At 68.8% G+C, this 24,977-nt stretch carries 23 protein-coding genes; 17 read left to right on the plus strand and 6 right to left on the minus strand.

Annotation, left to right across the window (positions count from 1 at the left end; all coding sequences use genetic code 11):
• Positions 1 to 16: 16 nt before the first annotated feature.
• From O4N75_RS11590 to O4N75_RS11615, 6 genes are all read left to right on the plus strand, one after another.
• Complete coding sequence (locus O4N75_RS11590; RefSeq protein WP_269625706.1) at positions 17 to 1,330, plus strand: type II and III secretion system protein family protein; 1,314 nt, start codon at positions 17 to 19, stop codon at positions 1,328 to 1,330.
• 62 nt (positions 1,331 to 1,392) lie between these two features.
• Positions 1,393 to 2,541, plus strand: coding sequence for a hypothetical protein (locus O4N75_RS11595; protein WP_269625707.1), 1,149 nt, complete (start codon positions 1,393 to 1,395; stop codon positions 2,539 to 2,541).
• On the plus strand, positions 2,541 to 3,908 hold the full coding sequence (locus tag O4N75_RS11600) for a CpaF family protein (RefSeq protein WP_269625708.1): 1,368 nt from the start codon (positions 2,541 to 2,543) through the stop codon (positions 3,906 to 3,908). Before O4N75_RS11595 ends, O4N75_RS11600 begins: the two co-directional genes overlap by 1 nt.
• On the plus strand, positions 3,908 to 4,870 hold the full coding sequence (locus tag O4N75_RS11605; protein ID WP_269625709.1) for a type II secretion system F family protein: 963 nt from the start codon (positions 3,908 to 3,910) through the stop codon (positions 4,868 to 4,870). The genes O4N75_RS11600 and O4N75_RS11605 overlap by 1 nt, the downstream gene beginning before the upstream one ends.
• A gap of 2 nt (positions 4,871 to 4,872) precedes the next feature.
• Positions 4,873 to 5,826, plus strand: a complete 954-nt coding sequence (locus tag O4N75_RS11610; RefSeq protein WP_269625710.1) for a type II secretion system F family protein — start codon at positions 4,873 to 4,875, stop codon at positions 5,824 to 5,826.
• Positions 5,827 to 5,897: 71 nt separating this feature from the next.
• Positions 5,898 to 6,869 (plus strand): phosphoribosylaminoimidazolesuccinocarboxamide synthase, encoded by a 972-nt coding sequence (locus O4N75_RS11615; protein ID WP_269625711.1) that lies wholly within the window; start codon positions 5,898 to 5,900, stop codon positions 6,867 to 6,869.
• Between the two features lie 7 nt (positions 6,870 to 6,876).
• Here O4N75_RS11615 and O4N75_RS11620 read toward each other — a convergent pair whose 3' ends face one another.
• From O4N75_RS11620 to O4N75_RS11630, 3 genes are read right to left on the minus strand one after another with little or no spacing between them, the layout of a single operon-like run.
• Entirely contained in the window at positions 6,877 to 8,013 is a 1,137-nt protein-coding gene (locus O4N75_RS11620) for a DUF3667 domain-containing protein (protein WP_269625712.1), read from the minus strand.
• A gap of 54 nt (positions 8,014 to 8,067) precedes the next feature.
• Positions 8,068 to 8,670, minus strand: a complete 603-nt coding sequence (locus O4N75_RS11625) for a 2-hydroxychromene-2-carboxylate isomerase (protein WP_269625713.1) — start codon at positions 8,668 to 8,670, stop codon at positions 8,068 to 8,070.
• Positions 8,671 to 8,680: 10 nt separating this feature from the next.
• Positions 8,681 to 9,406 (minus strand): SDR family NAD(P)-dependent oxidoreductase, encoded by a 726-nt coding sequence (locus tag O4N75_RS11630; RefSeq protein ID WP_269625714.1) that lies wholly within the window; start codon positions 9,404 to 9,406, stop codon positions 8,681 to 8,683.
• 80 nt (positions 9,407 to 9,486) lie between these two features.
• On the opposite strand from O4N75_RS11630, the gene O4N75_RS11635 reads away from it, so the two are divergent.
• Complete coding sequence (locus tag O4N75_RS11635) at positions 9,487 to 9,990, plus strand: helix-turn-helix domain-containing protein (RefSeq protein WP_269625715.1); 504 nt, start codon at positions 9,487 to 9,489, stop codon at positions 9,988 to 9,990.
• On the opposite strand, the gene O4N75_RS11640 is transcribed toward O4N75_RS11635, so the two are convergent.
• Positions 9,931 to 10,515, minus strand: coding sequence for a hypothetical protein (locus tag O4N75_RS11640; protein ID WP_269625716.1), 585 nt, complete (start codon positions 10,513 to 10,515; stop codon positions 9,931 to 9,933). The genes O4N75_RS11635 and O4N75_RS11640 overlap by 60 nt on opposite strands.
• Positions 10,516 to 10,593: 78 nt before the next feature.
• Positions 10,594 to 12,708 carry a prolyl oligopeptidase family serine peptidase gene (locus tag O4N75_RS11645; RefSeq protein WP_269625717.1) on the minus strand — a complete coding sequence of 705 codons (2,115 nt, stop codon included), beginning with the start codon at positions 12,706 to 12,708 and terminating at the stop codon, positions 10,594 to 10,596.
• Positions 12,709 to 13,004: 296 nt separating this feature from the next.
• Between O4N75_RS11645 and O4N75_RS11650 the strand changes: the two genes are divergently transcribed.
• Genes O4N75_RS11650 through O4N75_RS11665 form a run of 4 tightly spaced genes read left to right on the plus strand, consistent with a single transcriptional unit; the run spans position 13,005 to position 18,016 of the window.
• Positions 13,005 to 13,682: a hypothetical protein gene (locus O4N75_RS11650; RefSeq protein WP_348649495.1), complete on the plus strand. Its 678-nt coding sequence runs from the start codon at positions 13,005 to 13,007 to the stop codon at positions 13,680 to 13,682.
• Positions 13,683 to 13,717: 35 nt separating this feature from the next.
• On the plus strand, positions 13,718 to 14,398 hold the full coding sequence (locus O4N75_RS11655) for an ABC transporter ATP-binding protein (RefSeq protein WP_269625720.1): 681 nt from the start codon (positions 13,718 to 13,720) through the stop codon (positions 14,396 to 14,398).
• Positions 14,376 to 16,943 carry an ABC transporter permease gene (locus O4N75_RS11660; RefSeq protein WP_269625721.1) on the plus strand — a complete coding sequence of 856 codons (2,568 nt, stop codon included), beginning with the start codon at positions 14,376 to 14,378 and terminating at the stop codon, positions 16,941 to 16,943. The genes O4N75_RS11655 and O4N75_RS11660 overlap by 23 nt, the downstream gene beginning before the upstream one ends.
• Complete coding sequence (locus O4N75_RS11665; RefSeq protein ID WP_269625722.1) at positions 16,943 to 18,016, plus strand: carotenoid 1,2-hydratase; 1,074 nt, start codon at positions 16,943 to 16,945, stop codon at positions 18,014 to 18,016. The genes O4N75_RS11660 and O4N75_RS11665 overlap by 1 nt, the downstream gene beginning before the upstream one ends.
• Here O4N75_RS11665 and O4N75_RS11670 read toward each other — a convergent pair.
• Positions 18,013 to 19,089, minus strand: coding sequence for a zinc-binding dehydrogenase (locus tag O4N75_RS11670; RefSeq protein ID WP_269625723.1), 1,077 nt, complete (start codon positions 19,087 to 19,089; stop codon positions 18,013 to 18,015). The two genes, O4N75_RS11665 and O4N75_RS11670, sit on opposite strands and share 4 nt — an antisense overlap.
• Positions 19,090 to 19,183: 94 nt before the next feature.
• Between O4N75_RS11670 and fabD the strand changes: the two genes are divergently transcribed.
• The 6 genes from fabD (at position 19,184) to O4N75_RS11700 (ending at position 24,969) form a co-directional block, all read left to right on the plus strand.
• Positions 19,184 to 20,128 carry an ACP S-malonyltransferase gene (gene fabD, locus O4N75_RS11675; RefSeq protein WP_269625724.1) on the plus strand — a complete coding sequence of 315 codons (945 nt, stop codon included), beginning with the start codon at positions 19,184 to 19,186 and terminating at the stop codon, positions 20,126 to 20,128.
• A gap of 1 nt (position 20,129) precedes the next feature.
• Positions 20,130 to 20,870 carry a 3-oxoacyl-[acyl-carrier-protein] reductase gene (gene fabG, locus O4N75_RS11680; protein WP_269625725.1) on the plus strand — a complete coding sequence of 247 codons (741 nt, stop codon included), beginning with the start codon at positions 20,130 to 20,132 and terminating at the stop codon, positions 20,868 to 20,870.
• A gap of 141 nt (positions 20,871 to 21,011) precedes the next feature.
• Positions 21,012 to 21,251 carry an acyl carrier protein gene (locus tag O4N75_RS11685; RefSeq protein ID WP_056019455.1) on the plus strand — a complete coding sequence of 80 codons (240 nt, stop codon included), beginning with the start codon at positions 21,012 to 21,014 and terminating at the stop codon, positions 21,249 to 21,251.
• 83 nt (positions 21,252 to 21,334) lie between these two features.
• On the plus strand, positions 21,335 to 22,618 hold the full coding sequence (fabF, locus tag O4N75_RS11690; protein WP_269625726.1) for a beta-ketoacyl-ACP synthase II: 1,284 nt from the start codon (positions 21,335 to 21,337) through the stop codon (positions 22,616 to 22,618).
• 53 nt (positions 22,619 to 22,671) lie between these two features.
• The gene (gene mltG, locus O4N75_RS11695; protein WP_269629363.1) at positions 22,672 to 23,694 is read left to right on the plus strand and encodes an endolytic transglycosylase MltG; all 1,023 of its coding nucleotides are present in this window, start codon (positions 22,672 to 22,674) and stop codon (positions 23,692 to 23,694) included.
• Between the two features lie 213 nt (positions 23,695 to 23,907).
• Positions 23,908 to 24,969, plus strand: coding sequence for a DUF2853 family protein (locus O4N75_RS11700; protein WP_269625727.1), 1,062 nt, complete (start codon positions 23,908 to 23,910; stop codon positions 24,967 to 24,969).
• Positions 24,970 to 24,977 lie beyond the last annotated feature (8 nt).

Genomic DNA, 24,977 nt, shown 5'->3' on the forward strand with positions numbered 1-24,977 from the left:
GAAGAGCGTTAGTTTGATGCCGCGTATCGCCATGGCCGCGCTGGCCTGCGCCCTGGGCCTCGCCCATGTCCCGGCCCAGGCAGAGACCTTCGTCAGCGAAGCGGTGCGCAGCCGCACGATCAATGTCCCGAAGAACAAGTCGCTGTCTTTTCGGCTGGATGGACCGGCCTCCAAGATCGTGGTGGCTCAACCCGACACTGCGCAGATCGTGGCCACCACCGACCGCAGCTTTTATGTGCGCGGCAAGACCTTGGGCGCCACCAACCTGCTGATCTACGGCCAGGGGGGCGCGCTGCAGGAAGTGGTCGACGTGCGGGTCGGCTACGATGCCGAGGCCCTGCAGTCGGACCTGGCGGCCGCCATCCCCGGCGAGGTCATCAAGGTTCGCAATCTGGGCGAAGGCCTGCTGCTGACGGGCGAGGTCTCAACGACCGCCGTCGCCGCGAAGGCCAAGACCCTGGCCGACAAGTTCGCGCCTGAGAGCATCACCAGCGCCCTGACCGTCCGCGCCTCGCAGCAGGTGATCCTGGAGGTCCGGGTGCTTGAGGCCGGCCGTTCGGACCTGAAGGACATCGGCTTCAACCTGGCCGCCACCGACGGGGTCAATTTCGCGCTGGCCACCGGTTCGGGCCTCATCGGGCCGAGCACGCCGCAAGGGGTGCTGCAGGTCCGCGGCTCGATCGGGTCGGTCGACATCGACCTGATGCTGCAGGCGCTGGAGGAGAAGGGCGTCGTGCGCACCCTGGCGCGGCCGAACCTGGTCGCGCTGTCGGGCCAGAAGGCCAGCTTCCTGGCCGGCGGCGAGTTCCCGTTCCCGGTGCCGAACGGCCGAGACACGGTCTCGATCGAATTCCGCGAGTTCGGGGTGAAGCTCGATTTCGAGCCCGTGGTGCAGGACAACGGTCTGATCCGGCTGCTGGTCGCGCCTGAGGTCAGTGCGCTGGACACCCGCGCCAACCTGCGGCTGAACGGGATGGAGGTGCCCTCGCTGACCGTTCGGCGCGCGGCCACGACTGTGGAGCTGAAGTCCGGCGAGAGTTTCGCGGTCGCGGGCCTGTTCCAGCAAGACTACGCCAATGCGATCCGTCAGCTGCCGGGGATCGGTCAGGTGCCGGTGATCGGTTCGCTGTTCCGATCGGCGCGCTGGAAGCGCCAGGAATCGGAACTGGTGATCATCGTCACGCCGCGCCTGGCCACCGCTGAGGACCTGACCGGCGAGACCCGGATCATGGCCGGGCGGGAAACCAATCCGATCGACCTGATCCTCCTGGGCATGGCGCTCGACAAGCCGTTGTCGGCGCCGGTCGGGACAGGTCCGGCAGGACAGTAACGGGTGAGTTCGAGGTCGCAGTCATGACCCATTGGAGCCTTCTTGGCAGGCGCGTTCTGGCGGTGGGACCCGGTCTCGCGCCGCTGGCGCGTGGACCGTTGTTCGGCGCGGCGCTGGAGAGCGCCGGGCTGGAGCGACTGGCCGAGGCCAGGAGAGCCGCGGTCGATCTGGCGCTGGTCGATGTCGACGCGCACGAGCCGCGGGCGTTGACGGCGGCGCTGGACGCCCTGGCCGCGTCGGGACAGGCGCCGCCGGTGTTGCTGGTCGGGGCGAGACTGCCCGCCGGCCTGGTGCGTGCGGCGATGCGGTTGCCCCAGTCCGACGTGCTGGAGCCGCCCTACAGCGACGACCAGGTGCGCGAGGCGGTGTTCGGCCTGCTGGACGCGGCCGGCGCCGAGGCCCCGGCTGCGGCGGAGAGCACGTCGCGCTGCTGGTCGGTCGTCGGCGCGGTCGGCGGGGCCGGGGCGACGACCCTGGCGATCGAGTTCGCAGCGCTGCTGGCCGCGCGGGCCAATCGCGACCATGCGGTCTGCCTGATCGACCTGCATCTCGCCGACGGGGCGGCGGCCGCCTATCTCGGAGCCGCGGCGGCCATGGGATTGGCCGAGTTCGGTCCGGCCGCCGAGCGCATGGATGCGGCGCTGCTGGCGGCGTTCACGACGCCGATCGCCAAGGGCCTCGACCTGCTGGCCTGCCCGCGCGATCCGCTCGCCTTCGAGCAGATCTCCAAGGACGCGGTGCTGCGGATCCTTGAGATCGCCTGCGAGGCCTATGAGTTCGTGATCATCGACATGCCCCGGCATCGTCGTCCGTGGACGCTGGAAGTCCTGGCCGGGTCCGACGAGATCTTCGTGGTCTCGGAGCTGACGGTGCCGGCGCTGCTGGCGGCGCGGGCGCTGGCTGGCGAGATCGAGGCCGGTCTTCCGGTCGGCGTGCGGACCCGCATCATGCTCAACCGGCTGGCCAGCCGAATGTTCGGGCCCGCGCCCTCAATGGCCGAGGCCGAACGGGCGTTGGAGCGCAAGGCCGAGGCCGGGATCTGTTCCGATTGGGAGGCCGCCGCCGCCTCGGTGAACCTGGGCGGGCCGATCAGCCAGCATCGTCCGAAGTCCAAGATCGTCAGGGACGTGGCGGGTGTCGTCGACCGGCTGCTGGGCGTCCAGACGCCGGCCGCGCGGCGCAGCGGCTGGCGCCCGCGGAGGGCCGCCTGATGGCCCGTTTTACCCTCGCCCCAAAGCCCGCGCCGGCGGCTGCGGAAGTCCGGCCGGTGGAGATCGCTCCGCCGCCGCCCGCGCCGGCGCCCACCGATCACCTGCTCGACATCAAGCTCAAGCTGCATGCGCGGCTGATCGACGAACTGGACCTCTCCAAGTTGGAGAGCCTGGCCGAGGGCGAGCTGCGGCGCCAGGTGCTGGCTTTGGTGGCCGATTTCGCCCGCGCCGAACGTCTGGTCCTGAACACCACCGAACTCGAGGAACTGGGCGCCTCGGTTCATGACGAGATGGTGGGCCTGGGGCCAATCGAGCCGCTGCTCAAGGACGACAGCGTCAACGACATCCTGATCAACGGCCCTTTCCAGGTCTATGTCGAGCGGCGAGGGGAGCTGGAGCCGACGCCGGTCCGGTTCCGCGACAACGACCACCTGCTGCGCATCGTCAACCGGATCGTGGCCGGGGTTGGCCGCCGCATCGACGAGAGCCAACCGATGGTCGATGCGCGTCTGCCCGACGGCAGCCGTGTGAACGCGGCCATCGCGCCGATCGCCATCGACGGCGCGTGCGTCTCGATCCGGAAGTTCTCCAAGAAGCCCTATACGCTGGAGAAACTCGTCGAGGTCGGGGCGATGCCGGCCTGCGTCGCCGAGTTCCTGCACGGGGCCGTGAAGGCCCGGGTGTCCACGGTGATCTCCGGCGGGACAGGCTCGGGCAAGACGACATTGCTCAATGCGCTGTCGTCGGCCATCAGCATCAAGGAGCGCCTGATCACCATCGAGGACGCCGCCGAACTGCAGCTTCAGCAGCCGCACGTGGTGCGCATGGAGACCCGCCCGCCGAACATCGAAGGCAAGGGCGAGATCCGGCAGCGCGAACTGGTCAAGAACGCCCTGCGCATGCGTCCGGACCGGGTGATCCTGGGCGAGGTCCGGGGCGAGGAAGCCTTCGACATGCTGCAGGCCATGAACACCGGCCACGAAGGCTCGATGGCCACCATCCACGCCAACACCCCGCGCGACGCCATCACCCGCCTGGAACAGATGGTGGCGATGTCGGGAATGAAGCTGTCGCCCGAGGCCGTGCGCGGCCAGATCGCCTCGGCGGTCGGGATGATCATCCAGATCATGCGGATGTCGGACGGGAAGCGGAAGATGATGAGCGTCAGCGAGATCGTCGGCATGGAGGGGCAGGTGGTCCAGATGCAGGAGATCTTCGCCTTCCACCGCAGCCACACGACGGCCGACGGCGTGGTGCACGGCGAGTTCCGCGCCTCCGGCCTGCGTCCGCGCTGCCTGGACGAGATGATGCGGCGGGGCATCGCCTACGACACCGCCTATTTCGATCCGAGCCGGGTGCTCGGCTGATGTCGTTCGACGCGACCTCGGTCTACCTGGTGCTGGTGTTCGCCGCGGTGTTCGCTGCGGCGCAGGCTGCGGTCGGCCTGCTGCGTACCGCGAAGGTCAAGCAACAGGTCAACCGCCGGCTGCTGGTCGCCGAGCGGACCGGCGGCGGCATCGCCGAGCTGGTGGTAGAATTGCGCAAGCAGCGCGGGCTCAACGCCGCCGGCGACGCACGGGGCGGCTGGGCCTGGCTGAGCGAACTCGTCATCCGTTCAGGCGTCCCCTATGACGGGCGGCGCTGGCTGGCGGTCGTCGCGGGCCTGACGCTGGTCGGCGCGATCCTCGGCTTCGCCGGGACGCGGCAACTGCTGATGATCCCGGTGGGCGCGGCGTTGCTCGGCCTGGCGGGCCCGCTCGGATATCTGAAGTTCAAGGCCGATCGCCGCGCGGTGGCGCTGGGCCAGCAACTGCCGCAGGCGCTGGAGATCATCGTCCGCAGCCTGGAGGCCGGGCACCCCGTGCCGACCGCCGTGGCCCTGGTCGGGCGCGAGATGCCTGATCCGATCGGTTCGGAGTTCGGCATGGCGGCCGACGAGATCGCCTATGGGGCGACGCTGGAACAGGCGATCAACCGGATGGCGGCGCGTTGCCAGCATGCCGACGTCGACCTGTTCGCCGCTACTGTCCGGCTGCAGGAGAAGGCCGGCGGAAACCTGACGGGACTGCTCAAGCTCAACGCTGCGACGGTGCGCGACCGGCTGCGCATGCGCCTGAAGGTCAAGGCTGCGACCGCCGAGGGGCGGGCCTCGGCGTTGATCCTGACTGCCGCGCCGTTTCTGGCGACGGGCGCGATCATGCTGTTGTCGCCGGAATTCTACGGCGAGGTGATCCACCTGCCGATGGTGCGCATCGGCCTGATGGTGATCGGCGGCTGGATGCTGATCGGCAACCTCGTCATGCGCAAGATGATCGATATGCGGATCTGACCATGGACCTCGCCCAGATCCAGAACCTCGTGACCCTGGCGGCCTTCGCCCTGCTGGCCGTCGCCGCGCTCGGCGGGGCGGCGGTGATGGCCGGGGAAATGCGCTTACGGGCCCAGCGCCGCGCGCGCTTCCAGTCCCCGGGCGCGGCGACCTCGGCCGGTCCGCACGCGATCGGCCAGGGACGACTGGTCGGCCGGCTGAGCAGCGGGGTGAAGCGCCTTGGACAGCAGGCTGCGATCCGCGATCCTTCGCAGGTCTCCGAGCTTCGCATGCGGCTCACCCGGGCCGGCTTCTTCAACCGTGACGCGGCGATCTACTATTTGGGCGCCCGCGCGGCAGCCCTCGCCGTCGCGACCTTGGCCGTCGTCACGGTGTTGCCATTCGCCCTGCAGGGCGGCGGCGTCGGCGCCGTCGCGGTGGCCTGCCTGTTTGCGGGGGTCGCCCTGCTGGGCCCCGACCAGGTGCTGAAGGCGCGTCAGAAGAACCGCGAGCTGGAATATTCCGACGGCTTTCCGGACCTGCTGGATCTGCTGGTGGCCTCGGTGGAGGCCGGCCTCAGCCTGGATGCGGCCGTCGCGCGCGTGGCCGACGAGCTCGTGCGCCGCTATCCGCGCCTGACCATCCACCTGCGGATGCTGACCCTGGAGCTGCGGGCTGGCAAGGCGCGCAAGGACGCCTGGTCCTCGTTCGCCGACCGGCTCGGGATCGACGACGCCCGCGCCCTGGCGACCATGCTGCGCCAGGCCGAGGAAATGGGCACCAGCCTGGGCGAGACCCTGTCGGTGTTCTCGCTCGACATGCGCGCCAAACGGATGCTGCGGGCGGAGGAGAAGGCGCTGGCGCTGCCGGTCAAGCTGACCGTGCCGCTGATCCTGTTCATCTTCCCGTGCCTGATCGGGGTGCTGATGCTGCCGGCGATCGCGCGGATCATTCAGACGTTGGGCCCTGGCCAGTAGCGTTCCGGGGTGGCCTTACGCGTGCAATAGGCTAGAGAGCCGCTTCAAGCTCTAGGACGCGGATCACCCCCATGGACAAGACGGCTCTGGCTCGCAACGCTCACCGCGTTCTGCGCGACGCGATCATTCCCGAGCTGCCGAACCCCTATTACGGGAAGGTGCGGGACAACTACGACCTGCCGGACGGCCGGCGGATCATCATCGCCAGCGACCGGATCAGCGCCTTCGACCGCATCCTGGCGGCGATCCCGTTCAAGGGACAGGTCCTGACCCAGACGGCGCGCTTCTGGTTCGAGAAGACCGCCGACATCTGCCCGAACCATGTGCTGGCCTATCCCGACCCGAACGTGGTGGTCGGCCGTCGGCTGGACATCCTGCCGGTCGAGATCGTGGTGCGGGACTATCTGGCTGGAACCACCGGAACCTCGATCCTGACGCTCTACAAGAAGGGCGAGCGGGAGATGTACGGCCACCGCCTGCCGGACGGCATGGCCGACAATCAGAAGCTGCCGCACCCGATCATCACCCCGACCTCAAAGGCGTTCGACGGTGGCCACGACGAGCCGCTGACGCCGGTGCAGATCGTCGCGCAGGGGCTGCTGACGGCCGAGCAGTGGAACACGCTTTCGAAGTACGCCCTGGCCCTGTTCGCGCGCGGCCAGCAGATCGCCGCCGAGCGCGGCCTGATCCTGGTCGACACCAAGTACGAATTCGGCGTCGACGCCGAGGGCCAGATCATCCTGGCCGACGAGATTCATACGCCGGATTCCAGCCGCTACTGGTTCGCCGAGAGCTACCAGCAACGCTTCGCCGAGGGCAAGCGGCCCGACAGTTTCGACAAGGACTTCGTGCGCGCCTGGGTGGCCGAGCGTTGCGATCCGTACAAGGATCCAATCCCGGAAATCCCGGCCCAGATGCTCGTCGATACGGCGGCCGTCTACATCCAGGCGTTCGAGACCATCACCGGCCAAACCTTCGAGATCGACGAAAGCGACGAGCCGGTGCTGGACCGCGTGCGCCGTAACCTGGCGCAGTTCTTCTAAGGCTCCGCTAGCCGGCCACGCCGAGCATCACGACGGCGGTGAGGAACAGCGACAGCGCCAGGCCGCAGAACAGCAGCAGCATGGCCGTGCGCCAGAGCGCCGAGAGCGTCGACAGGCCATAGGCTCCCTTGACCTGGGCGAACATGTGCACGGGCGCGGCCACCGTGGCCGCGAGCAGGGCGAGCGCAGCCAGCGCGCCGCCGAAGCGCATGAGCCCGGCGGTGAGCATGATCAGCATGGCCATGAAGGTCAGCGAGTAGAGTACGAAGACCCCGTGGTCGTAGAGCGTGAAGCCGCGCTTCCAGAGGAAGAGCAGGGCCACGAAGGGGATCGAGATCGGGATCAGCAGGAACGAGAATTTGTAGAAGGTCTGCTGTAGCTTGTAGAGCGTCAGCTCCGGGTTCTGCAGCTTCTTCGTCAGTTTCTTGTCGAGGTGCTTGTCGCCGGTGTTGACCTTGAGGTCGCCGTTGGCGACGGCCTCCCGCAGGGTGTCGGCCAGGCTAGCGCCCATGACCGCGACGTTGGGCGCAGTCGGCGACTTCTCCATTGCTGCATCCGCGGCCTTTTCAGCTTCCCGGGCCTTGGCCAGCCGCGCCTGGAGTTCGGCGCGGGTCGCTGTCGAGGCGGGGTCGTCGCCCTTAGAGGCGTTCTCCAGCGCGACCTCGGCCTGCACGACCGCGTTGGTGGCCATCATGTAGGTCGTGCCGGTGGAGGCCGGACCGCTGGCGGCGTCGCGCACGGCGGTTTCGGCCGCCTGGATCTGCGTGTTCACCGGCATGAAGCTCAGGATCATGAACATCACGAACACGGTGAAGAGATACATCGCCAGCGGCGAGACATAGCGTGTCCGCTTGCCGAGCACCCATTCGCGGGTCAGACGGCCGGGATTGGCGATCAGCAGCGGCAGGGTTCGCCAGATCCGGCTGTCGAAGTGCATCACCCCGTGCAGGATCTCTTCGCCCAGGTGCAGCAGGGTGCGGTGGGTGTGGGCCGGCTGGCCGCAGTTCGAACAAAAGCGGCCGCTGACGTCGGCGCCGCAGTCGTCGCAATGATGGCTGTACTCGCCGGCCTTGCCGGCCGGCTTCTCGATGGCGGCGGTCAGCACCGCGCCCGTCACCGCCCCGCCTGTCGAGTCCACGTCCATCGCCGGCTCCAGCTCCCCCAAACGAGAGTGTTAGACCGGTTCGAGCCGGCGGCGCTAGGCCGCCAACTCCTCCTCGACCTGATCCAGCCGCTCCTTGCCGAAGAACATCTCGTCGCCGACGAAGAAGGTGGGAATTCCGAAGGCGCCGCGGGCCGCCGCCTGCTCGGTGTTGGCCATCAGTTCGGCCTTCACGTCAGGGTCCTGGGTCGCCTCGAGGATCGCCTTGGCGTCGAGACCCGCCTCGGCCAGCGCAGCGGCCACAACCTGCGGGTCGTCCATCTTCAGGCCGCGCTCCCACATCGCGGCCATGACCGTGTCGAGATAGGTTTGTTCGACTCCCAGCCGACGCGCCGCCACCAGACCGCGCATGATCAACAGGGTGTTGACCGGGAAGTGCGGATTGAACTGGTAGCGGTCGAGCTTGTGCCTGGCCACGAAGCGTTTGGTCTCAAGCGCCTCGTAAGCGAGTTTGCCCTGAACGTCTCCAAAGGCGGTCATCGGCGCCTGGTTGCCGGTGATCTTGAAGATCCCGCCCAGGAGACAGGGCGTCAGCACCACCTGCGCCCCGGTGCGCCGGGCGATGTCCTGCAACACCGTGTAGGCCAGGTAGGCGTTCGGACTACCAAAGTCGAAGATGAACTCGACGGTCTTGGTCATGGGGCGTTCCTCACCAGGTCTCGGTCCACGGGCGCAGATCCAGTTCGTGCGTCCAGGCCGAGCGTTGTTGCTTGTGCAGCCAGACATAGTTCCTGGCGATCTCATCGGGCTTGAGGATGCTGTCGCCCTCCAGCCGAGCTTCCAGGTCGGGGATGTTGGCGCGGGAGAAGACCCCGTCGATGGAGCCGTCGACCACGACGTGGGCGACGTGGATTCCCTGTGGCCCGAGCTCGCGGGCGGCCGACTGGGCCAGGGCCCGCAGGCCATGCTTGGCGGCGGCGAAGGCGGAGAAGCCCTGGCGTCCGCGCAGCGAGGCCGAGGCCCCGGTGAAGAGGATCGTGCCGCGGCCGCGGGGCAGCATCACCCGGGCCGCCTCCCGTCCGGTCAGGAAGCCGGCGAAGCAGGCCATCTCCCAGACCTTGTGGAAGACGCGCGAAGTCGTGTCGGTAAGGCTGAAGCGGACGTTCGCGCCGATGTTGAAGACGACGACCTCCAGCGGACCGACCTCGGCCTCGATCTTGTCCACGAGGGCGATCATTTCCTCTTCGGAGCGGGCGTCGACGCCATAGGCGCGGGCCTTGCCGCCGCCGTCGCGGATCGATTGGGCGAGCTCCTCCAACTGCTGCAGATTGCGGGCCCGCCGCGTGATGCAGACCTCCATGCCCTCGGCCGCGAAGGCGCGGGCTATCGCTCCGCCGACGCCGTCGCCGGCGCCGACCACCAGACAGGCCGCCATGGCTCGTCCCCCATCAGTTTATTTTCTGGACGGACCATGGTATCGATTCTGGACTTGGTCAATGGCGGATGGAGCCGGCGATGAAATGGGACGAGCTGAGCCGGGAGCCGTGCTCTGTGGCGCGGTCCGTGGCGGTGATCGGCGACCGCTGGACGCTGCTGATCCTGCGCGACTGCTTCCTGGGCGTGCGGCGGTTCGAAGCGTTCCAGGAACGCCTGGGCATTTCACGCACCATCATCGCCGACCGGCTGAAGGTGCTGACCGATGAGGGCGTGCTGGCCAAAACGGCCTATCAGGACCGTCCGGTGCGGCACGAGTACCGGCTGACCACGAAGGGCCTGGAACTCTATCCGGTGATCCTGGCGATCGTCAGCTGGGGCGACCGGCACTACGACGATGGGCGCGGTCCACCCATCCTGCGGCGGCACAAGGCCTGCGGCTGTGATTTCCAGCCGGTGATGACCTGTTCCGAATGTGGTGAGCAGGTGGAGGCTCGAGCGGTGGAGGCCCGGATGCGGGAGGCTTTACCGTCGGATCCGCAATTTCCGCTGCGAGGCGCGGACGATCTCCCCGGCCAAAAGTGAGGCAAGTGGACGAGGCACGTATCCCGTGACGAACTGATCACTGTTGCCCACCCGCGCGAAGACGCAAGCCCAGTACCTGACTTCGGAGTCCTCCCAGGGAAGGGGAACGGGCGGCGCCTGCCCGAAATCGATAAAGCCATTGCCGCCGCAACTGACGACGTTCTGAATCATGAGATGGCGGATTTCGTCGTAGCGGATTGATCTAGTGCGCCACCGGCCGACTTCGAGGCGCTGAGGTAAGAGGCGCAGTTTCATAGGCGCGTCGTTCAAACAGTCATCCAGAATTGAGACCAGATAGGCGAGTGCGCAGGTAAGGGCTGGGTAGGAAAGGCCACCGACAAGGCCATACACACGCACCCCGGCGAAGCTGGATAGCACTGCGATAAAGACGACTATCCCCGCCATAGGAGAGCGAAGTCGGCCCAACCGCCCTCGTCGGTTTGGATTGAAGTCACGGTAGCGAATTTCGACGCTACCGTCGGGCCAGGTCGTCTTCTTCCAGGCCGCTGCCTCGACCGTCTCCATTCACCGCCTCACCTGGTCACCACAGACTGCATGCTGCGCAATCTCGGGTGAAGAACAAGGGGGGAACTTCGGCGGCCTTCAGTCCATTAGCTGCTGGCTGAGATAGGTGTATTCGAGCGCCTGGCGCTTGGCGGTCTCGTTGAGGTTGGCGGCGGCGGCGTGACCGCCGTCGATGTTCTCGTAGTAGAGGTAGTCGTAGCCGAGCTCCTTGAGCCGGGCGGCGGCCTTGCGGGCGTGGGCCGGATGCACGCGGTCGTCCTTGGTCGAGGTTTCAAGGAACACCCGCGGATAGGGCTGGCCCTTAGCCAGCTTCTGATAGGGCGAGTAGGTGTCGATCACCTTGCGCTCTTCCGGATTGGCCGGGTCGCCGTATTCCCCGACCCACGAAGCGCCGGCCCCGATGTGGGTGTAGCCGATCATGTCGAACAGCGGCACCTGGATGACGACGGCCTTGTAGAGCTCCGGCCGTTGGGTCAGGGCCACGCCCATAAGCAGTCCGCCGTTCGAGCCGCCCATGATGCCGAGCTTGGCCGGGCTGGTGACCTTGCGGGCGATCAGGTCCTCGGAGACGGCGAAGAAGTCGTCATAGACCCGCTGGCGGTTGAGCTTCAGGCCGGCCTCGTGCCAGCGCGGTCCGAACTCGCCGCCGCCGCGGATATTGGCGATCGCATAGGCGCCGCCGCGCTCCAGCCAGAGTTTGCCGACGGTGGCCGCGTAGCTGGGCGTCTGCGAGACCTGGAAGCCGCCGTAGGCATAGAGCAGGGTGGGCGTGCGGCCGTCGAGCTTCATGTCCTTCGCCCGCACCAGGAAGTAGGGGACCTTGGTCCCGTCCTTCGAGGCGGCCCAGTGCTGCTCGACCACCTGTTTGGAGGCGTCGAAGCGGGCCGGCAGCGTGCGGAGGGTTTCGCGCGATCCGCTGGCGGCGTCCGCAAGCAGCTGGGTGGATGGCGTGAGGAAGCCCGCGACCTGAAGGATCAACCGGTCGTCCCGGTCGGACGCCGATGCGATGCCGACCGAGACGTCGGCGGGGAGGTCGAGCTTGGTCGAGGTCCAGCCCTTGGCGTCGTGGCGGAAGCTGAGCACGCCGCCTTTGACGTTGTCGTAGAGCGCGACGACCAGACGGTTGCGGGTCGTGGCCACCTGCTCGACCGATTGGCTGTCGGTCGGACGTAGGACCAGCGTCGCCTTGGCGTTTGCGGCGTCGGTCTTGAGGGCCGCGAGGTCGAGGGCCATGACGTCGCCCGAGCGGCCCGATTGCGCGGCCCAGGCCTCTTCCAGCGTCAGCAGCATCTGACCGTCCAGCAAGCCCTGGATCGATGAGCGCAGAGGCAGCGGCAGACGGGTCGCGCCGCCTTGGCCGATCAGGTGATGCTCGGCGTTGAAGGTGTCGAGCGGACGGTGGGCGATCAGGGCCTGAAGCTTGCCGTCGGCGTCGCGCAGCGCGATCGGGCTAACGCCGTAACCGCCGTCGTCGGACGTGCCGCGAAACACCTCGCGGGCGTCGGCCAGCGCCTGGCCGCGCTTCAGCAGCTTGATGACATAGGGATAGCCGGAGGTCGTGACCTCGCCCTTGGTCCATTCGGTGGCGACGGCCAGGGTGTCGGCGTCGACCCAGCTCACGCGGTGCTTGCCCTCGGGCAGCAGGAAACCGCCCTTCACGAACGTACCGGTCTGGATGTCGAACTCGCGGACTTCGACGGCGTCCTTGCCGCCGTCGGACAGGGAGATCAGGCAAAGGCGGTCATCGGGCGCCAGGCAGTCGGCGCCCTTATAGACCCAGTTCTTGCCCTCGGCCTTGGCCAGGGCGTCGATGTCCAGGATGGTGCGCCACTCCGGCTGGCCGGTCCGGTAGCTGTCGAGGGTGGTCGAACGCAGCACGCCGCGGACGTGTTCGGCATCCTGCCAGAAGTTGCGGAGCGTGGCGTCGCCGGCGAAGCCGACGGGGGTGATCCGGTCCTTGGCCGTCGCGATGGCCAGGGCGTCCTCATAGAGCTTGGCGTAGCGCGGATCGTTCTGAAGCTGCGGCAGCGAGCGCTCGTTCTCGGCCTTGGCGAAGGCCATGGCGCGGGCGCCCTCGATCTCCTCCATGTAGACGTACGGATCGCTTGGATCGGGCAGGGCGGCGGCGGGAAACGCGGTCATGCCGCCCAAGATGGCGCCGGCCGCCAGTTTTCCAAGGAATTGGATACGCATCTAGGAACCGCCTCTCGAAGTGATCGTGCCACGGCCGAGCTTAGGGCAGTCCGTTTGCGGCGCGCAAATGCGCGGCGCTGGAAGGATTTTCGCTGGAAGGCGCCCGGGCGGGCAAGGCGTTCCAATCTCGCCCGCAACCTAGGCCGCCCAACGGGAATCCGTCATGGTCCCGCGCCATGACGAACGAACCCTTTTTCAAACGGGACGGTCAATATTTCGTCCCAACCCCCGCCGGCCGCGGTCCCTGGAATCCCAACTCTCTCCATGGACGGGTCATCATTGGTCTTCTCGGCTTCGTGCTCGAGCAGAAGCATGGCGATGCGGAATTCATCCCCGCCCGCCTGACCGTCGACATGTACAAGCTGCCGGGCTTCGATCCAATCGAGGTCACCACCAAGGTGGTGCGTGAGAGCGGCCGCATACGTGTGATCGACGCCGAGTTCATCTCGGGCGGCGTCAGCATGGCGCGCGCCACCTGCCAGTTCCTGAAGCGGACCGAGAATTCGGAAGGCAACGTCTGGAAGCCCGGCAACTGGAGCGTCCCGTCGCCGCTGGAAATCCCTGAGCCCGAGAACCGCGGCGGCATGGGCGGCATGTGGGCCTCGCGGCCGATCAGCGGCGGCTTCGCCACCGCCGAGCAGCGCCGCACCTGGATGAGCGAAGTGCGCGACATCGTCGAGGGCGAGCCGCTGACCCCGTTCCAGCGCGTGGCGGTGGCCTGCGACTTCGTCAGCCCGCTGACCCACGTCGGCGACCAGGGCCTAGGCTATATCAACTCGGACGTGACGCTCTATCTGCACAAACTGCCGGACACCGAGTGGGTGGGCTTCGAGAGCGTCTATCACGGCGCCGATGACGGCGTGGCCGTAGGCGACGCCCGGGTCTACGACGAGAGCGGCCCGATCGGCGTCGCGTCGTGCACGGCTTTGGCCCAGCGCCGCTTGCCGCCGCCGCCGCCGCCCAAACCGTCCTAGCTGCAGAGGGCGCGGTTCAGGCTAGGATGAGGCCGATGACCGCGCCCGTTCTGCAGATTTCGGATCTCGCCAAGTCGGTTCCCGGCGGCCGTGTGCTGTTCGAGGGGCTGAACCTGCGCCTGGCGGCCGGCGAGTTCGTGGCGATCATGGGCGAGTCCGGGGTCGGCAAGTCGACTCTGCTGAACCTGATCGCCGGCCTCGACCAGGCCGATGCAGGCGTCATCGCCATCGACGGCGTGGACCTGGCCGGTCTGGACGACGACGCCCGCACCCTGCTGCGGCGGGACCGCGTCGGCTTTGTCTTCCAGGCGTTCCATATCCTGCCGCACCTGACCCTGGGCCAGAACGTGGCCCTGCCGCTGGCGCTGCAGGGGCAGGGCGGTGATCGCGCCTTGGAGCATGCTGATCGGATGCTGGCGGCCGTAGGGCTGGCCGGTCGCGGCGGCGACTATCCGCGCCAGCTGTCGGGCGGTGAAATGCAGCGCGTGGCGATCGCCCGCGCCCTGATACATCGGCCAGGCCTGCTGCTGGCCGACGAGCCGACCGGCAATCTCGATCCGGAGACCGCCAACCGGGTGTTGCAGGTGTTCTCCGAGGAGGTGCGGCGGTCCGGCGCCGCCGTGGTGCTGGTCACTCATTCCGAGGTCGCGGCCGCGGCGGCCGACCGCACGCTCATCCTGGGACGGGACGGCCTTGTCGAACGCCCGCGCGCCTGAGCAGCGGGGGCTGGCCGCCCGCTGGATGATCCTGGGCGAGTGGCGGGCCCATCCGATGCGGGTGGTCACCGCCGCGGTCGCCATCGCCGTCGGCGTCGCGTTGGGCCTGGCGGTGCACCTCGTCAACGCCTCGGCGCTCAGCGAATTCTCAAAGGCGGTCAGCGCCGTCAATGGCGAGGCCGAACTGCAGGTGCGCTCGACGACGGCGCGCGGCTTCGCCGAGGGGCTCTATCCTGAACTCTCTCGGATAGACGATGTCGCGGCGGTGAGCCCGGTCGTCGAGTTGGAGGCCGGGACGGACCGGCCGGGCGAGACGCTCACGGTCCTCGGCCTGGATGTTCTGCGCGCCGCTTATGTCACTCCGAGCCTGATCGGCCGGCCGTTGGCGGCCGAGGCGAGCGAGGCGCGCGGCCCGACCATGGAGGCGGCCTTCGACGAACGGGCGGTCTTCCTTTCGCCGGCAGCGCTGCAGGGCCGGGCGGTCGGCCAGGAGATTGAGCTCAGCGCCGGCGGGCGGAGCGCGGTGTTCAAGGTCGCGGGCGCGCTTCCAGGCGTGGGAGACGAGCGGAAGGTGGCGGTGCTCGACATCGCCGCCGCGCAGTGGAAGCTGGGCGCCCTCGGCCGGCTGCAGCGGCTCGACCTCAAGCTCGCCCGCGGCGCGGACGTGGCCCGCGTAGCCGAGCGCCTGCGGGCGGTGCTGCCGAATGACGCCCAACTGCTCACCCAGGCCAGCGAGGCGCGGCGCAGCGACAGCCTCAGTCGGGCATATCGCGTCAATCTGGATGTGCTGGCGCTGATGGCGCTGCTGACCGGCGGCTTTCTTGTCTACTCGGCGCAGTCGCTCTCGGTCGCCCGGCGGCGCCCGCAGTTCGCCCTGTTGCGGGTGCTGGGCGTGCGCCGCCGGGCCCTACTCGCCCAGGTGATGGCCGAGGGCGTCGTCGTCGGCCTGGCCGGAGGCGTGGTCGGGATCGGGCTCGGCGTCGCGCTCGCGAACGGCGCGCTGGCCTTGCTCGGCGGTGATCTCGGCGGCGGCTATTTTGGGGAGGCCACGCCGCAACTCGCATTCTCTCCCGGGCCGGCCCTGCTGTTCCTGGCGCTCGGCCTGGCGACGGCGATCGTCGGCAGCCTGGCGCCGGCGCACGAAGCGGCCCGCGCCCAGCCGGCGGTGGCGCTCAAGAACGCTGGCGACGCGGTAGATCCGCGGGCGACGCCTGCGATCTGGCCGTCGATCCTGCTGCTCTCGGCAGGCGCCGGGGCCGCCTTCGGGCCGGCGATCGGCGGCGTGCCGCTGCTCGGCTATGCCTCAATGGCGCTGTTGCTGGCGGGCGGCGTGGCGGCGATGCCGTGGCTGGCGCGGGGGCTGCTGTGGGGTCTGAAGGGCCGATCGTTCGGGAGCATCGCGCCGGAGCTTGCGGTCAAGCGGCTCTGGGGGGCGCCGTCGCAGGCCGCGGTGGCGCTCTGCGGCGTGGTGGCCAGCACCAGCCTGATGGTGGCGATGGCGGTGATGGTTTCCAGCTTCCGAGGTTCAGTCGAGGACTGGCTGGCGCAAGTGCTGCCGGCCGACCTCTACCTGCGGATCGAGGCGGCCGGGACGGGCGGAGGGTTCGATCCGCAGGACCAGGCGCGGCTGGCGGCCACCCCAGGGGTCGCCCGAATCGCGTTCATGCGCACCACGACCTTGCGGATGAGCGCGGACGCGCCGCCGCTGGCGTTGATCGCGCGGCCTGAGGGCGGCCTGGACGCCGGCGCGCCGCCGATGATCGGTCGCACGGAGGCCGCCCCGGCGGGGACGATCCCCCTCTATGTCTCGGAGCCGGCGGCCTGGCTCTATGGCTGGAAAGTCGGTCAGCGCATCGGGCTGCCGATCGCTGGCGCGCCGCCGCAGGGGTTTTTCGTGACCGGCGTCTGGCGCGACTATGCCCGGCAGCACGGGGCCGTGACGCTGGAGAGCCATGACTACACGGCGCTGACCGGCGATCGCTCGCGCAGCGAGGCCTCGGTCACGCTTGCGCCCGGCGCCGATCGCAAGGCGGTGGCCGCGCGGTTGGAGGCCAATGTCCCGCAGCGCCTGGCCGGTCGCGTCACCGTGGCCGAGCCCCGGGCCCTGCGCGACATGGCTCTGCGGCTGTTCGACCGCAGCTTCGCGGTCACCTACGCCCTGGAGGCGATCGCGATCGTGGTCGGCCTGGCGGGGGTGGCGGCGACGGTCTCGGCCCAGACCCTGGCGCGGACCAAGGAGTTCGGGATGTTGCGGCACCTGGGCGTCACCCGTCGCCAGATCATCGCCATGCTGGCGACCGAGGGCGCGCTGCTGGGCGCGGTCGGGGGACTGGCGGGGATCGGGCTGGGGCTGATCATGAGTCAGGTGCTGATCCATGTGGTGAACCCCCAGTCGTTCCACTGGACGATGGAGACGCGATTGCCATGGGGGCTGCTCGCCGGCGTTGCGGCCGCGCTTGTCGCCTCGGCGGCCGGCACGGCGCTGCTGGCGGGTCGACGAGCGGTGTCGGCGGACGCGGTGCGCGCCGTGCGGGAGGACTGGTGATGCGGCGCATGCTGCTCGCATGGCTGGCGCTGCTGGTCGCCTGGGCCGCGCCCGCGCTCGCCCAGGCGCCGGGCTACTCGGTCGTGCGGCCAGGCCTCGTCCTGAAGTTCCCCAGCGATCATGGCGCGCATCCAGGATTCCGGACCGAGTGGTGGTACGTGACGGGTTGGCTGAAGACGGAGAGCGGCGAGGACCTCGGATTTCAAGTGACCTTCTTCCGCTCGCGGCCGCCGGGCGCGAGCGACAATCCCAGCGCCTTCGCCCCGCGGCAGATCTTGTTCGCCCATGCGGCGATCTCCGACCCGGCCGTCGGTAAGCTGATGCACGGCCAGCGCATCGCCAGGGCCGGGTTCGGGCTGGCGGAAGCGCAGGTAGGCGACACGGACCTGGTGATCGACGACTGGCGGCTGCGACGCGGCGCTGATGGGCGCTTTGCGACCAAGGCGGCCGGCGAGGGCTTCACGCTCGACCTGACCTTCACCCCGACCCAGTCGGTGCTGCTGCAGGGCGAAGCCGGGTTCAGCCGCAAGGGGCCGCTGGCGAGCCAGGCGAGCTACTACTACAGCCTGCCGCAGCTGAAGGCGTCCGGAACGGTGCGGCGCGGCGGCAAGGCGGTAAAGGTCACAGGCACGGCCTGGCTGGACCGCGAATGGTCGTCGACCTTGCTCGATCCGTCGGCCGTCGGCTGGGACTGGGTCGGCCTGAACCTCGACGACGGCGGGGCGCTGATGGCGTTTCAGGTGCGCGACGCGGCCGGCAAGGCGTTGTGGTCCGGCGGATCGCTGCGGGGCGCCGATGGCCGCACGGTGCGGTTCGCGCCCTCGCAGGTGCGGTTCACGACGCAGCGGAACTGGCGCTCGCCGCGCACTGGCGCGGTCTATCCGATCGAGCGGACGCTCACCGTGCAAACGCCCGGCGGGGCCAGACGCTGGACGCTCAAGCCGTTGTTCGATGACCAGGAGCTGGACAGCCGCGCCTCCGGCGGCCCCGTCTACTGGGAAGGGGCCGTGCGAAGCCAGGATGGGCGCGGCTATCTGGAGCTGACCGGCTATGTCAGCCCGATGAAGCTCTAGGGCTGGACCAGGATTTTCACATGGGCCTCGGGATCGCCGAGATCCTTGAAGGCTTGGGCGACGCCGTCGAGGCCGACCGTGCCGGTGACGACGTTGCTGACGTCGATCCGACCTTCGGCGATGTCATGCAGAGTCGCGGCGAACTCCTCGGGCGAATAGCCGAACACGAAGGTCAGCTCGATCTCCTTGGTGATGGCGATGGCCGGCTCGATGCGGTCGCTCTCCATGCAGACGCCGGCGACGACGATTTGCGAGCCGGCGGGCGAGGCCTCGATCAGGCTCTGCAGCACGCCGGGCGAGCCGACGCACTCGAACACCACGGGGCGGCCGAAGCTGCCGCCCATCATGCGGACCATGTTCTGGGCGGCGCGGGCGGTGGGAACGCCGAAGCCTTCCCAGCGGGCGTGCGGGCTTTCTACCGCCGGGTCGATGACGACGTCGGCGCCCAGCATCTCGGCGGCCGCGCGGCGGCGGGGCGAGAAGTCGGCGGCGATGACCGGGCCATGCCCCTTGGCCTTCAGGCCGGCGATGACCGCCAGGCCGACTGGCCCGCAGCCGACCACCAGGGCGACGCTGTTGGGATCGAGGCGGGCCTTGGCGACGGCGTGCGCGCCGACGGCGAAGGGCTCGGTGAGCGCTGCCTTGTCGGTGGGCAGGCCGTTAGGGACCGGCAGCAGCAGGGCTTCGGATAGGATCATCCGCTCCGCGAAGCCGCCGGGCAGGTTGTTCGAAAAGCCGAGCATCTCGACGCCGCCGACCGGGGTCAGGGTGGCCGGGATCGAGACGACCCGCGTGCCGGCCTTCAGCGCGCCCGTCGTGCCCGGGCCATGCTCGAGAATCTCGGCGCAGAACTCGTGACCGAACACGGTGTCGGCGGTCGGGTCGAAGCCATCGCCCATGCCGCCGGCGCGGCGGGTCAGGTCGATCATGTGCTCCATGTGATGCAGCGCGTGCAGGTCGGAGCCGCAGATTCCGCAGGCGAGAGTGCGCACTAGCACCTGGCCTTGATCGGGCTTCAGCTCGGCGATCTCGTCGCAGACCAGTTGCTTGTTCCGCCGGATCACAGCGCGCATGACGTCCTCCCGTTTCTCGATCGCCGCCTTGCCGGGGCTTGGCTTATCCCCTAACCCTCCCGGCTCGGAATCGTAAGTGCGTGGGAGACGCGCAATGAGCCTCGCCTTCATTTTTCCTGGCCAAGGCAGCCAAGCTGTCGGGATGGGCGCGGACCTCGCCGAGGCGTTCGCCTCAGCCCGTGAGGTCTTCCAGGAAGTCGACGACGCCCTGGGCCAGAAGCTGTTCGCGCTGATGCGCGAGGGTCCGGAAGGCGACCTGACCCTGACCGAGAACGCCCAGCCGGCCCTGATGGCCGTGTCGCTGGCGGTCACCCGGACCCTGGAGAAGGAATTCGGCGTCGGCATCGAGAAGGCCGCCTTCGTGGCCGGCCACTCGCTGGGCGAATATTCGGCCCTGGCGGCCGCCGGCGCGATCAGCCTGGCCGACACGGCGCGGCTGCTGAAATTGCGCGGCCAGGCCATGCAGCGGGCCGTGCCGGTGGGCGCGGGCGCGATGGCCTCGCTGATCGGCCCGAAGACCGACGTGGCCCTGGCCGAAGCCGCCGCCGAGGCCGGCTCGAAGGTCGGCGTCTGCGTCGTGGCCAACGACAACAACAACGGCAACGTGGTGATCTCCGGCGACAAGGCCGCCGTCGACATGGCCATTGAGAAGGCCAAGGAGTTGGGCGCGCGGGCCATCCCGCTGAACGTCTCGGCGCCCTTCCACTGCCCGCTGATGCAGCCGGCCGCCGACGAGATGGCCCAGGCCCTGGCCAGCGCCACGATCATCGCGCCGCGCGCGCCGGTCGTGGCCAACGTCACCGCTCGCCCGACCCTGGACCCCGAGGAGATCCGCCGGCTGCTGGTCGAGCAGGTCACCGGCCGCGTGCGCTGGCGCGAAAGCATGATCTGGCTGGCCGGGGAGGGCGGGGTGACCCGCTTCGCCGAGGCCGGCGCCGGCAAGGTGCTGTCGGGCATGGCCAAGCGCATCGCCCCGGACGCCGAGGCGACCCCGCTCAACACGCCCGCCGACCTTGAAGCCTTTGCGAAGGGACTCTGAGATGTTCGACCTGACGGGAAAGACCGCCCTGGTCACCGGCGCGACCGGCGGCATCGGCGGCGAGATCGCCAAGGCGCTGCACGCCGCCGGCGCGACCGTGGTGCTGTCGGGCACGCGTGAGGCGGTGCTGCAGGACCTGGCCCAGCAGCTGGGCGGCCGCACCTTCGCCGTGCCGGCCAACCTCGCCGATGCGGAATCGGTCGACAGCCTGCTGGCGCGCGCCGAGGAAGCCGCCGGCGCCGGCATCGACATCCTGGTCGCCAACGCCGGGATCACCCGCGACGGCCTGCTGATGCGGATGAAGGACGAGGACTGGGAAGCGGTCCTGAAGGTCAATCTGGAAAGCTATTTCCGTCTCAGCCGTGCGGCGATGCGCGGCATGATGAAGCGGCGCCATGGCCGAATCATCGGCATCACCTCGGTCGTCGGCGTGATGGGCAATCCCGGGCAGTCGAACTACGCCGCCTCCAAGGCCGGCATGATCGGCTTCTCCAAGGCCCTGGCCCAGGAGGTCGCGTCGCGCGGGATCACGGTGAATTGCGTGGCGCCCGGCTTCATCGAGAGCCCGATGACCGACGCCCTGAACGAGCAGCAGAAGGCCCAGATCATGGGTACGATCCCGGCCGGAAGGCTGGGCGCGGGGGCCGAAGTGGCCGCCGCCTGCGTCTATCTGGCCAGCGACGAAGCCGCCTACATGACGGGGCAAACCCTGCATGTGAACGGCGGCATGGCCATGATCTGAGCCCGCTGGCGTGGCCGTAGCGAACATGCTACGTCGCCGCGCGAACCGGCGAGGCGAAGGTCTCTACCCGTATATCCGCAACGGTTGACATCCCGTCGGCCGTCGCGGATGGATTTAGCGAAACACAAGGGACTTAAGCGAATGTCCGACATCCTCGAGCGCGTGCGTAAGATCGTCATCGAACATCTGGACGCCGACCCCGAGAAGGTCACCGAAAAGGCGAGCTTCATCGACGACCTGGGCGCCGACAGCCTCGACAACGTCGAGCTGGTCATGGCCTTCGAAGAAGAGTTCGACATCGAGATCCCGGATGACGCCGCCGAGCACATCCAGACCGTCGGCGATGCGGTGAAGTTCATCGGTGAGCGCCTGGGCGCCTAAGGCGAACCCACGGAATTCATTGAATTTTTGACCGCCGCGAAGCTCTCCGGAGTTCGCGGCGGTCTGCGTTTGGAGGCCCGCTCATGCGTCGTGTCGTCGTCACCGGCATCGGTTTGCTGACCCCGCTTGGTCAAGGAACCGACATCACCTGGAAAGCCATCCTGGAAGGCAAGTCCGGGGCGGGCCGCATCACCACCTTCGATCCCACCGACTATGCCTGCCAGATCGCCTGCGAAGTGCCGCGGGTCGACGGGCGCGGCGGCGGCGGCGAGGGCGTGGCCGGATCGTTCAATCCGGACGACACCCTGGCGCCCAAAGATCAGCGACGGGTCGACGACTTCATCCTCTACGCGATCGCGGCGGCCGATGAGGCCGTGAAGGATTCGGGCTGGGTCCCGGAATCGGAAGAGGACAAGGAACGCACCGGGGTCATCATCGGCTCGGGCATCGGCGGTCTGGCGACCATCGAAAAGACCAGCGTCGAGCTGCACGAAAAGGGCCCGCGCCGGGTCAGCCCGTTCTTCATCCCTTCGGCCCTGATCAACCTGGCCTCGGGCCAGGTTTCGATCCGCCACGGCTTCAAGGGCCCGAACCACTCGGTCGTCACCGCCTGCGCCACCGGCGCGCACGCGATCGGCGACGCGGCCCGACTGATCAAGTACGGCGACGCCGACGTGATGGTCGCCGGCGGAGCTGAGGCCTCGATCTGCCCGGTGGGCGTCGCGGGCTTCATCGCCTGCCGCGCCATGTCGACCGGCTTCAACGACGCCCCGGAAAAGGCCAGCCGCCCGTACGACAAGGCCCGTGACGGCTTCGTCATGGGCGAAGGCGCCGGCGTGCTGGTTCTGGAAGAGTACGAACACGCCAAGGCCCGCGGTGCGAAGATCTACGCCGAAGTCGCCGGCTACGGCCTGGCGGGCGACGCCTATCACATCACCGCCCCGGCTGAGGACGGCGACGGCGGCTTCCGCGCCATGCGCGCGGCGATCAAGGACGCCGGCATCGACGTGTCGGAGATCGACTACATCAACGCGCACGGAACCTCGACGCCGCTCGGCGACGAGATCGAGCTGGGCGCCGTCACCCGCCTGCTCGGCAACGCCGCCAAGGACCTGACCATGTCGTCGACCAAGTCGGCGACCGGCCACCTGCTCGGCGCCGCCGGGGCGATCGAATCGGCGTTCACGGTGCTGGCGATCCGCGACCAGGTCGCGCCCCCGACCATCAACCTCGACAACCCGTCGGTCGAAACCGAAATCGACCTGGTCCCGAACAAGGCCAAGCCGATGAAGATCGACGTGGCGCTGTCCAACAGCTTCGGCTTCGGCGGCACCAACGCCTCCGTGGTGTTCAAGAAGGTCTCGTGAGCCGCAAGCCGCGCAAGTCGGCCGCCCGCGGGCGGCGCAAGCCGTCAGGCGCCCTGCCGCCTGCGCGCAGGTTCAGGATCATCCTGGGCAGTGCGGCCGCGACGCTGGGCGTCGTCGCTGTTCTGGTCCTGGCCTGGGCCCTGTGGTCCTACCAGGGGCCGGGCCCGGCGACCGACGGCGGCGAGACCCGCGTGGTCATGCTGCGCAAAGGCGCGGGGCTGACCGAGATCGCTTCGACCCTGGAGCGGTCCGGCGCGATTCGCTCCAAGGCGCTGTTCGCCGCCGCAGCCCAGTTCACCGGCGCGGCTAAGGCGCTGAAAGCCGGTGAGTACGAGTTCAAGAGCCGCGCCTCGCTGGCCTCGATCCTGCGCGACATCCGTGACGGCAAGATCGTGATCCACCAGGTGACGATCCCCGAGGGCATGACCTCGGAGGCTGCCGTCGCGACCCTGATGGCGCGGCCGGACCTGAGCGGCGTGGTGGCCGCCCCGCCGGAAGGTTCGATCCTTCCTGAGACCTATCAGTACGAGCGCGGCGAAGACCGCTCGGCGGTGCTGAAGCGTATGATGGACGCGCGCGACGAGCTGCTGGCCCTGCTGTGGGAGAAGCGCCAGCCCGGCCTGCCGATCAAGACGCCGGACGAGGCGGTGACCCTGGCCTCGATCGTCGAGAAGGAAACCGGCATCGCCAGCGAGCGGCCGCAGGTCGCTGCGGTCTTCGTCAATCGGCTGCGCAAGGGCATGCGGTTGGAGAGCGATCCGACGATCATCTACGGGTTGAACGGCGGCAAGCCGCTGGGCCGCGGACTGCGCGCCTCGGAGATGGCCCAGCCGAACCCGTACAACACCTATCAGATCGACGGTCTGCCGCCGACGCCGATCGCCAATCCGGGCCGCGCCGCGCTGGCGGCCGTGCTCGACCCGCCGGCGAGCGACCACCTGTTCTTCGTCGCGGACGGCAGCGGGGGGCACGTCTTCGCCGCCACCTATGACGAGCATCTGAAGAACGTGGCCAAGTGGCGCGTGGTGGAAAAGCAGCGGGCCGACGCTGCGCTTCAGCAACAGGGCGGCCGCTAGCCGGCGCAGAGAAGCCGCCAGGCGCGGCGCTACGAGCTGGGCGACGAGGGGCGCAAGCGGCGCCGCAGATTCCTAAGGTAAATCCCTCGACCCACTCCGCAAAGGGCCCTAGCGCCCGGTTCTCGCCATGGTCCTATCGGTGTGGGGTCGATCCTGGACGCGCCCCCCTCGCGCCCCCGTTCGACGCCCGTCAAACGGATCGGAGGACAGGCCATGGCGGAAGATTGGGCCATCGACGTCAGGAAATATGTACCCAACGCCGATTCCAAGGTGATCGACGCGATCGTCAGGTACTGCGGAATAGCGCTGCACAACCGCGACTCGTCGCTGGTTTCCTACACTGAACCCGAGGAACTGCGGCGGGTTCGCGAGAACTATCTGAAGAAGAAGCTCGGCATGACGCACAGCGACGCCGAGCTGGACGAAGCCATCGCCGAGGTCGGCGATCGGATGAGCGGGGACCGGACCAAGAACCGGGTGACGGTCTACTACCTGCTGGCCGAGCATTTCCGGAAGCTGTCGGTGTTCGGCGGCACGGACGTCGCCGGCGGCGTCGGCAAGGCGGCGATGGCGGCCGGAGCTCTCGGCGCCGGCGCTGCGGCCTCGGTGGCGAGCGCGGCGACCGACGCCTCGGCGACTGTCGCCGACTTCGGAGATCGTATCCATCGCGTCGAAGATCGCCCGCCGCCTGCCGCGCCCGCCTATGCGCGCGGCGCGACGGCGACCCCGGCGCGCCGCTCGGGCATGGGAGCTTGGCTCCCCTGGCTGCTCGGCCTGGCCGCGCTGGCCTTGCTGGCCTGGTTCTTCCTCGGCCGGCAGTCGACAACGCCGACCGCCCCCGTCGCCGAGGTGAGGCCCGCGGCGCCGGCGGCGGCTCCGCCGGTGGCGACCGCCCCGGCCCAGACCATCGCACCGGTTCCGGTCGCTCCGACGCCGGTCGCTCCCGCCGCCATCGTCGCTCTGCCCGCCAACGTCCATTTCGCCCTGGGCTCGGCGGCGATCAGCCCGAATGACGGCCGCCTCATCGAAGAGGCCGCCGCTGCGATCAAGCAGGACAACCTGCGGGTCGGCATCACCGGCTACACCGATCGCACCGGCAACCTGCCGCTGAACGAGCGTCTGGCCCAGCAACGGGCCGAGGCGGTCCGCGACCGGCTGGTCGCAGCCGGCGTGCCGGCCGCCAGCATCGAGATGGTGGCGCCGACCGCTGTCGAGAACGGGCCGGCCGCCGCTCCCGACCTCGAGGCGCGACGCGTCGAGATCGTCCGTCGCTGAGGCTGATC

The organism is Phenylobacterium sp. NIBR 498073 (assembly GCF_027286305.1).
Classification (GTDB): Bacteria; Pseudomonadota; Alphaproteobacteria; order Caulobacterales; family Caulobacteraceae; genus Phenylobacterium.

Bases quoted from the DNA above. Each gene is read 5' to 3' on its own strand.
- O4N75_RS11590 (WP_269625706.1), top strand. From the start codon at position 17: ATGCCGCGTATCGCCATGGCCGCGCTGGCCTGCGCCCTGGGCCTCGCC.
- O4N75_RS11645 (WP_269625717.1), bottom strand. From the start codon at position 12,708: ATGCGTATCCAATTCCTTGGAAAACTGGCGGCCGGCGCCATCTTGGGC.
- O4N75_RS11665 (WP_269625722.1), top strand. From the start codon at position 16,943: ATGCGGCGCATGCTGCTCGCATGGCTGGCGCTGCTGGTCGCCTGGGCC.
- O4N75_RS11655 (WP_269625720.1), top strand. From the start codon at position 13,718: ATGACCGCGCCCGTTCTGCAGATTTCGGATCTCGCCAAGTCGGTTCCC.
- O4N75_RS11625 (WP_269625713.1), bottom strand. From the start codon at position 8,670: ATGACCAAGACCGTCGAGTTCATCTTCGACTTTGGTAGTCCGAACGCC.
- O4N75_RS11635 (WP_269625715.1), top strand. From the start codon at position 9,487: ATGAAATGGGACGAGCTGAGCCGGGAGCCGTGCTCTGTGGCGCGGTCC.
- O4N75_RS11610 (WP_269625710.1), top strand. From the start codon at position 4,873: ATGGACCTCGCCCAGATCCAGAACCTCGTGACCCTGGCGGCCTTCGCC.
- O4N75_RS11640 (WP_269625716.1), bottom strand. From the start codon at position 10,515: ATGGAGACGGTCGAGGCAGCGGCCTGGAAGAAGACGACCTGGCCCGAC.
- fabF (WP_269625726.1), top strand. From the start codon at position 21,335: ATGCGTCGTGTCGTCGTCACCGGCATCGGTTTGCTGACCCCGCTTGGT.
- O4N75_RS11620 (WP_269625712.1), bottom strand. From the start codon at position 8,013: ATGGACGTGGACTCGACAGGCGGGGCGGTGACGGGCGCGGTGCTGACC.
- fabG (WP_269625725.1), top strand. From the start codon at position 20,130: ATGTTCGACCTGACGGGAAAGACCGCCCTGGTCACCGGCGCGACCGGC.
- fabD (WP_269625724.1), top strand. From the start codon at position 19,184: ATGAGCCTCGCCTTCATTTTTCCTGGCCAAGGCAGCCAAGCTGTCGGG.
- O4N75_RS11605 (WP_269625709.1), top strand. From the start codon at position 3,908: ATGTCGTTCGACGCGACCTCGGTCTACCTGGTGCTGGTGTTCGCCGCG.
- O4N75_RS11700 (WP_269625727.1), top strand. From the start codon at position 23,908: ATGGCGGAAGATTGGGCCATCGACGTCAGGAAATATGTACCCAACGCC.
- O4N75_RS11600 (WP_269625708.1), top strand. From the start codon at position 2,541: ATGGCCCGTTTTACCCTCGCCCCAAAGCCCGCGCCGGCGGCTGCGGAA.
- O4N75_RS11630 (WP_269625714.1), bottom strand. From the start codon at position 9,406: ATGGCGGCCTGTCTGGTGGTCGGCGCCGGCGACGGCGTCGGCGGAGCG.
- O4N75_RS11685 (WP_056019455.1), top strand. From the start codon at position 21,012: ATGTCCGACATCCTCGAGCGCGTGCGTAAGATCGTCATCGAACATCTG.
- O4N75_RS11615 (WP_269625711.1), top strand. From the start codon at position 5,898: ATGGACAAGACGGCTCTGGCTCGCAACGCTCACCGCGTTCTGCGCGAC.
- O4N75_RS11670 (WP_269625723.1), bottom strand. From the start codon at position 19,089: ATGCGCGCTGTGATCCGGCGGAACAAGCAACTGGTCTGCGACGAGATC.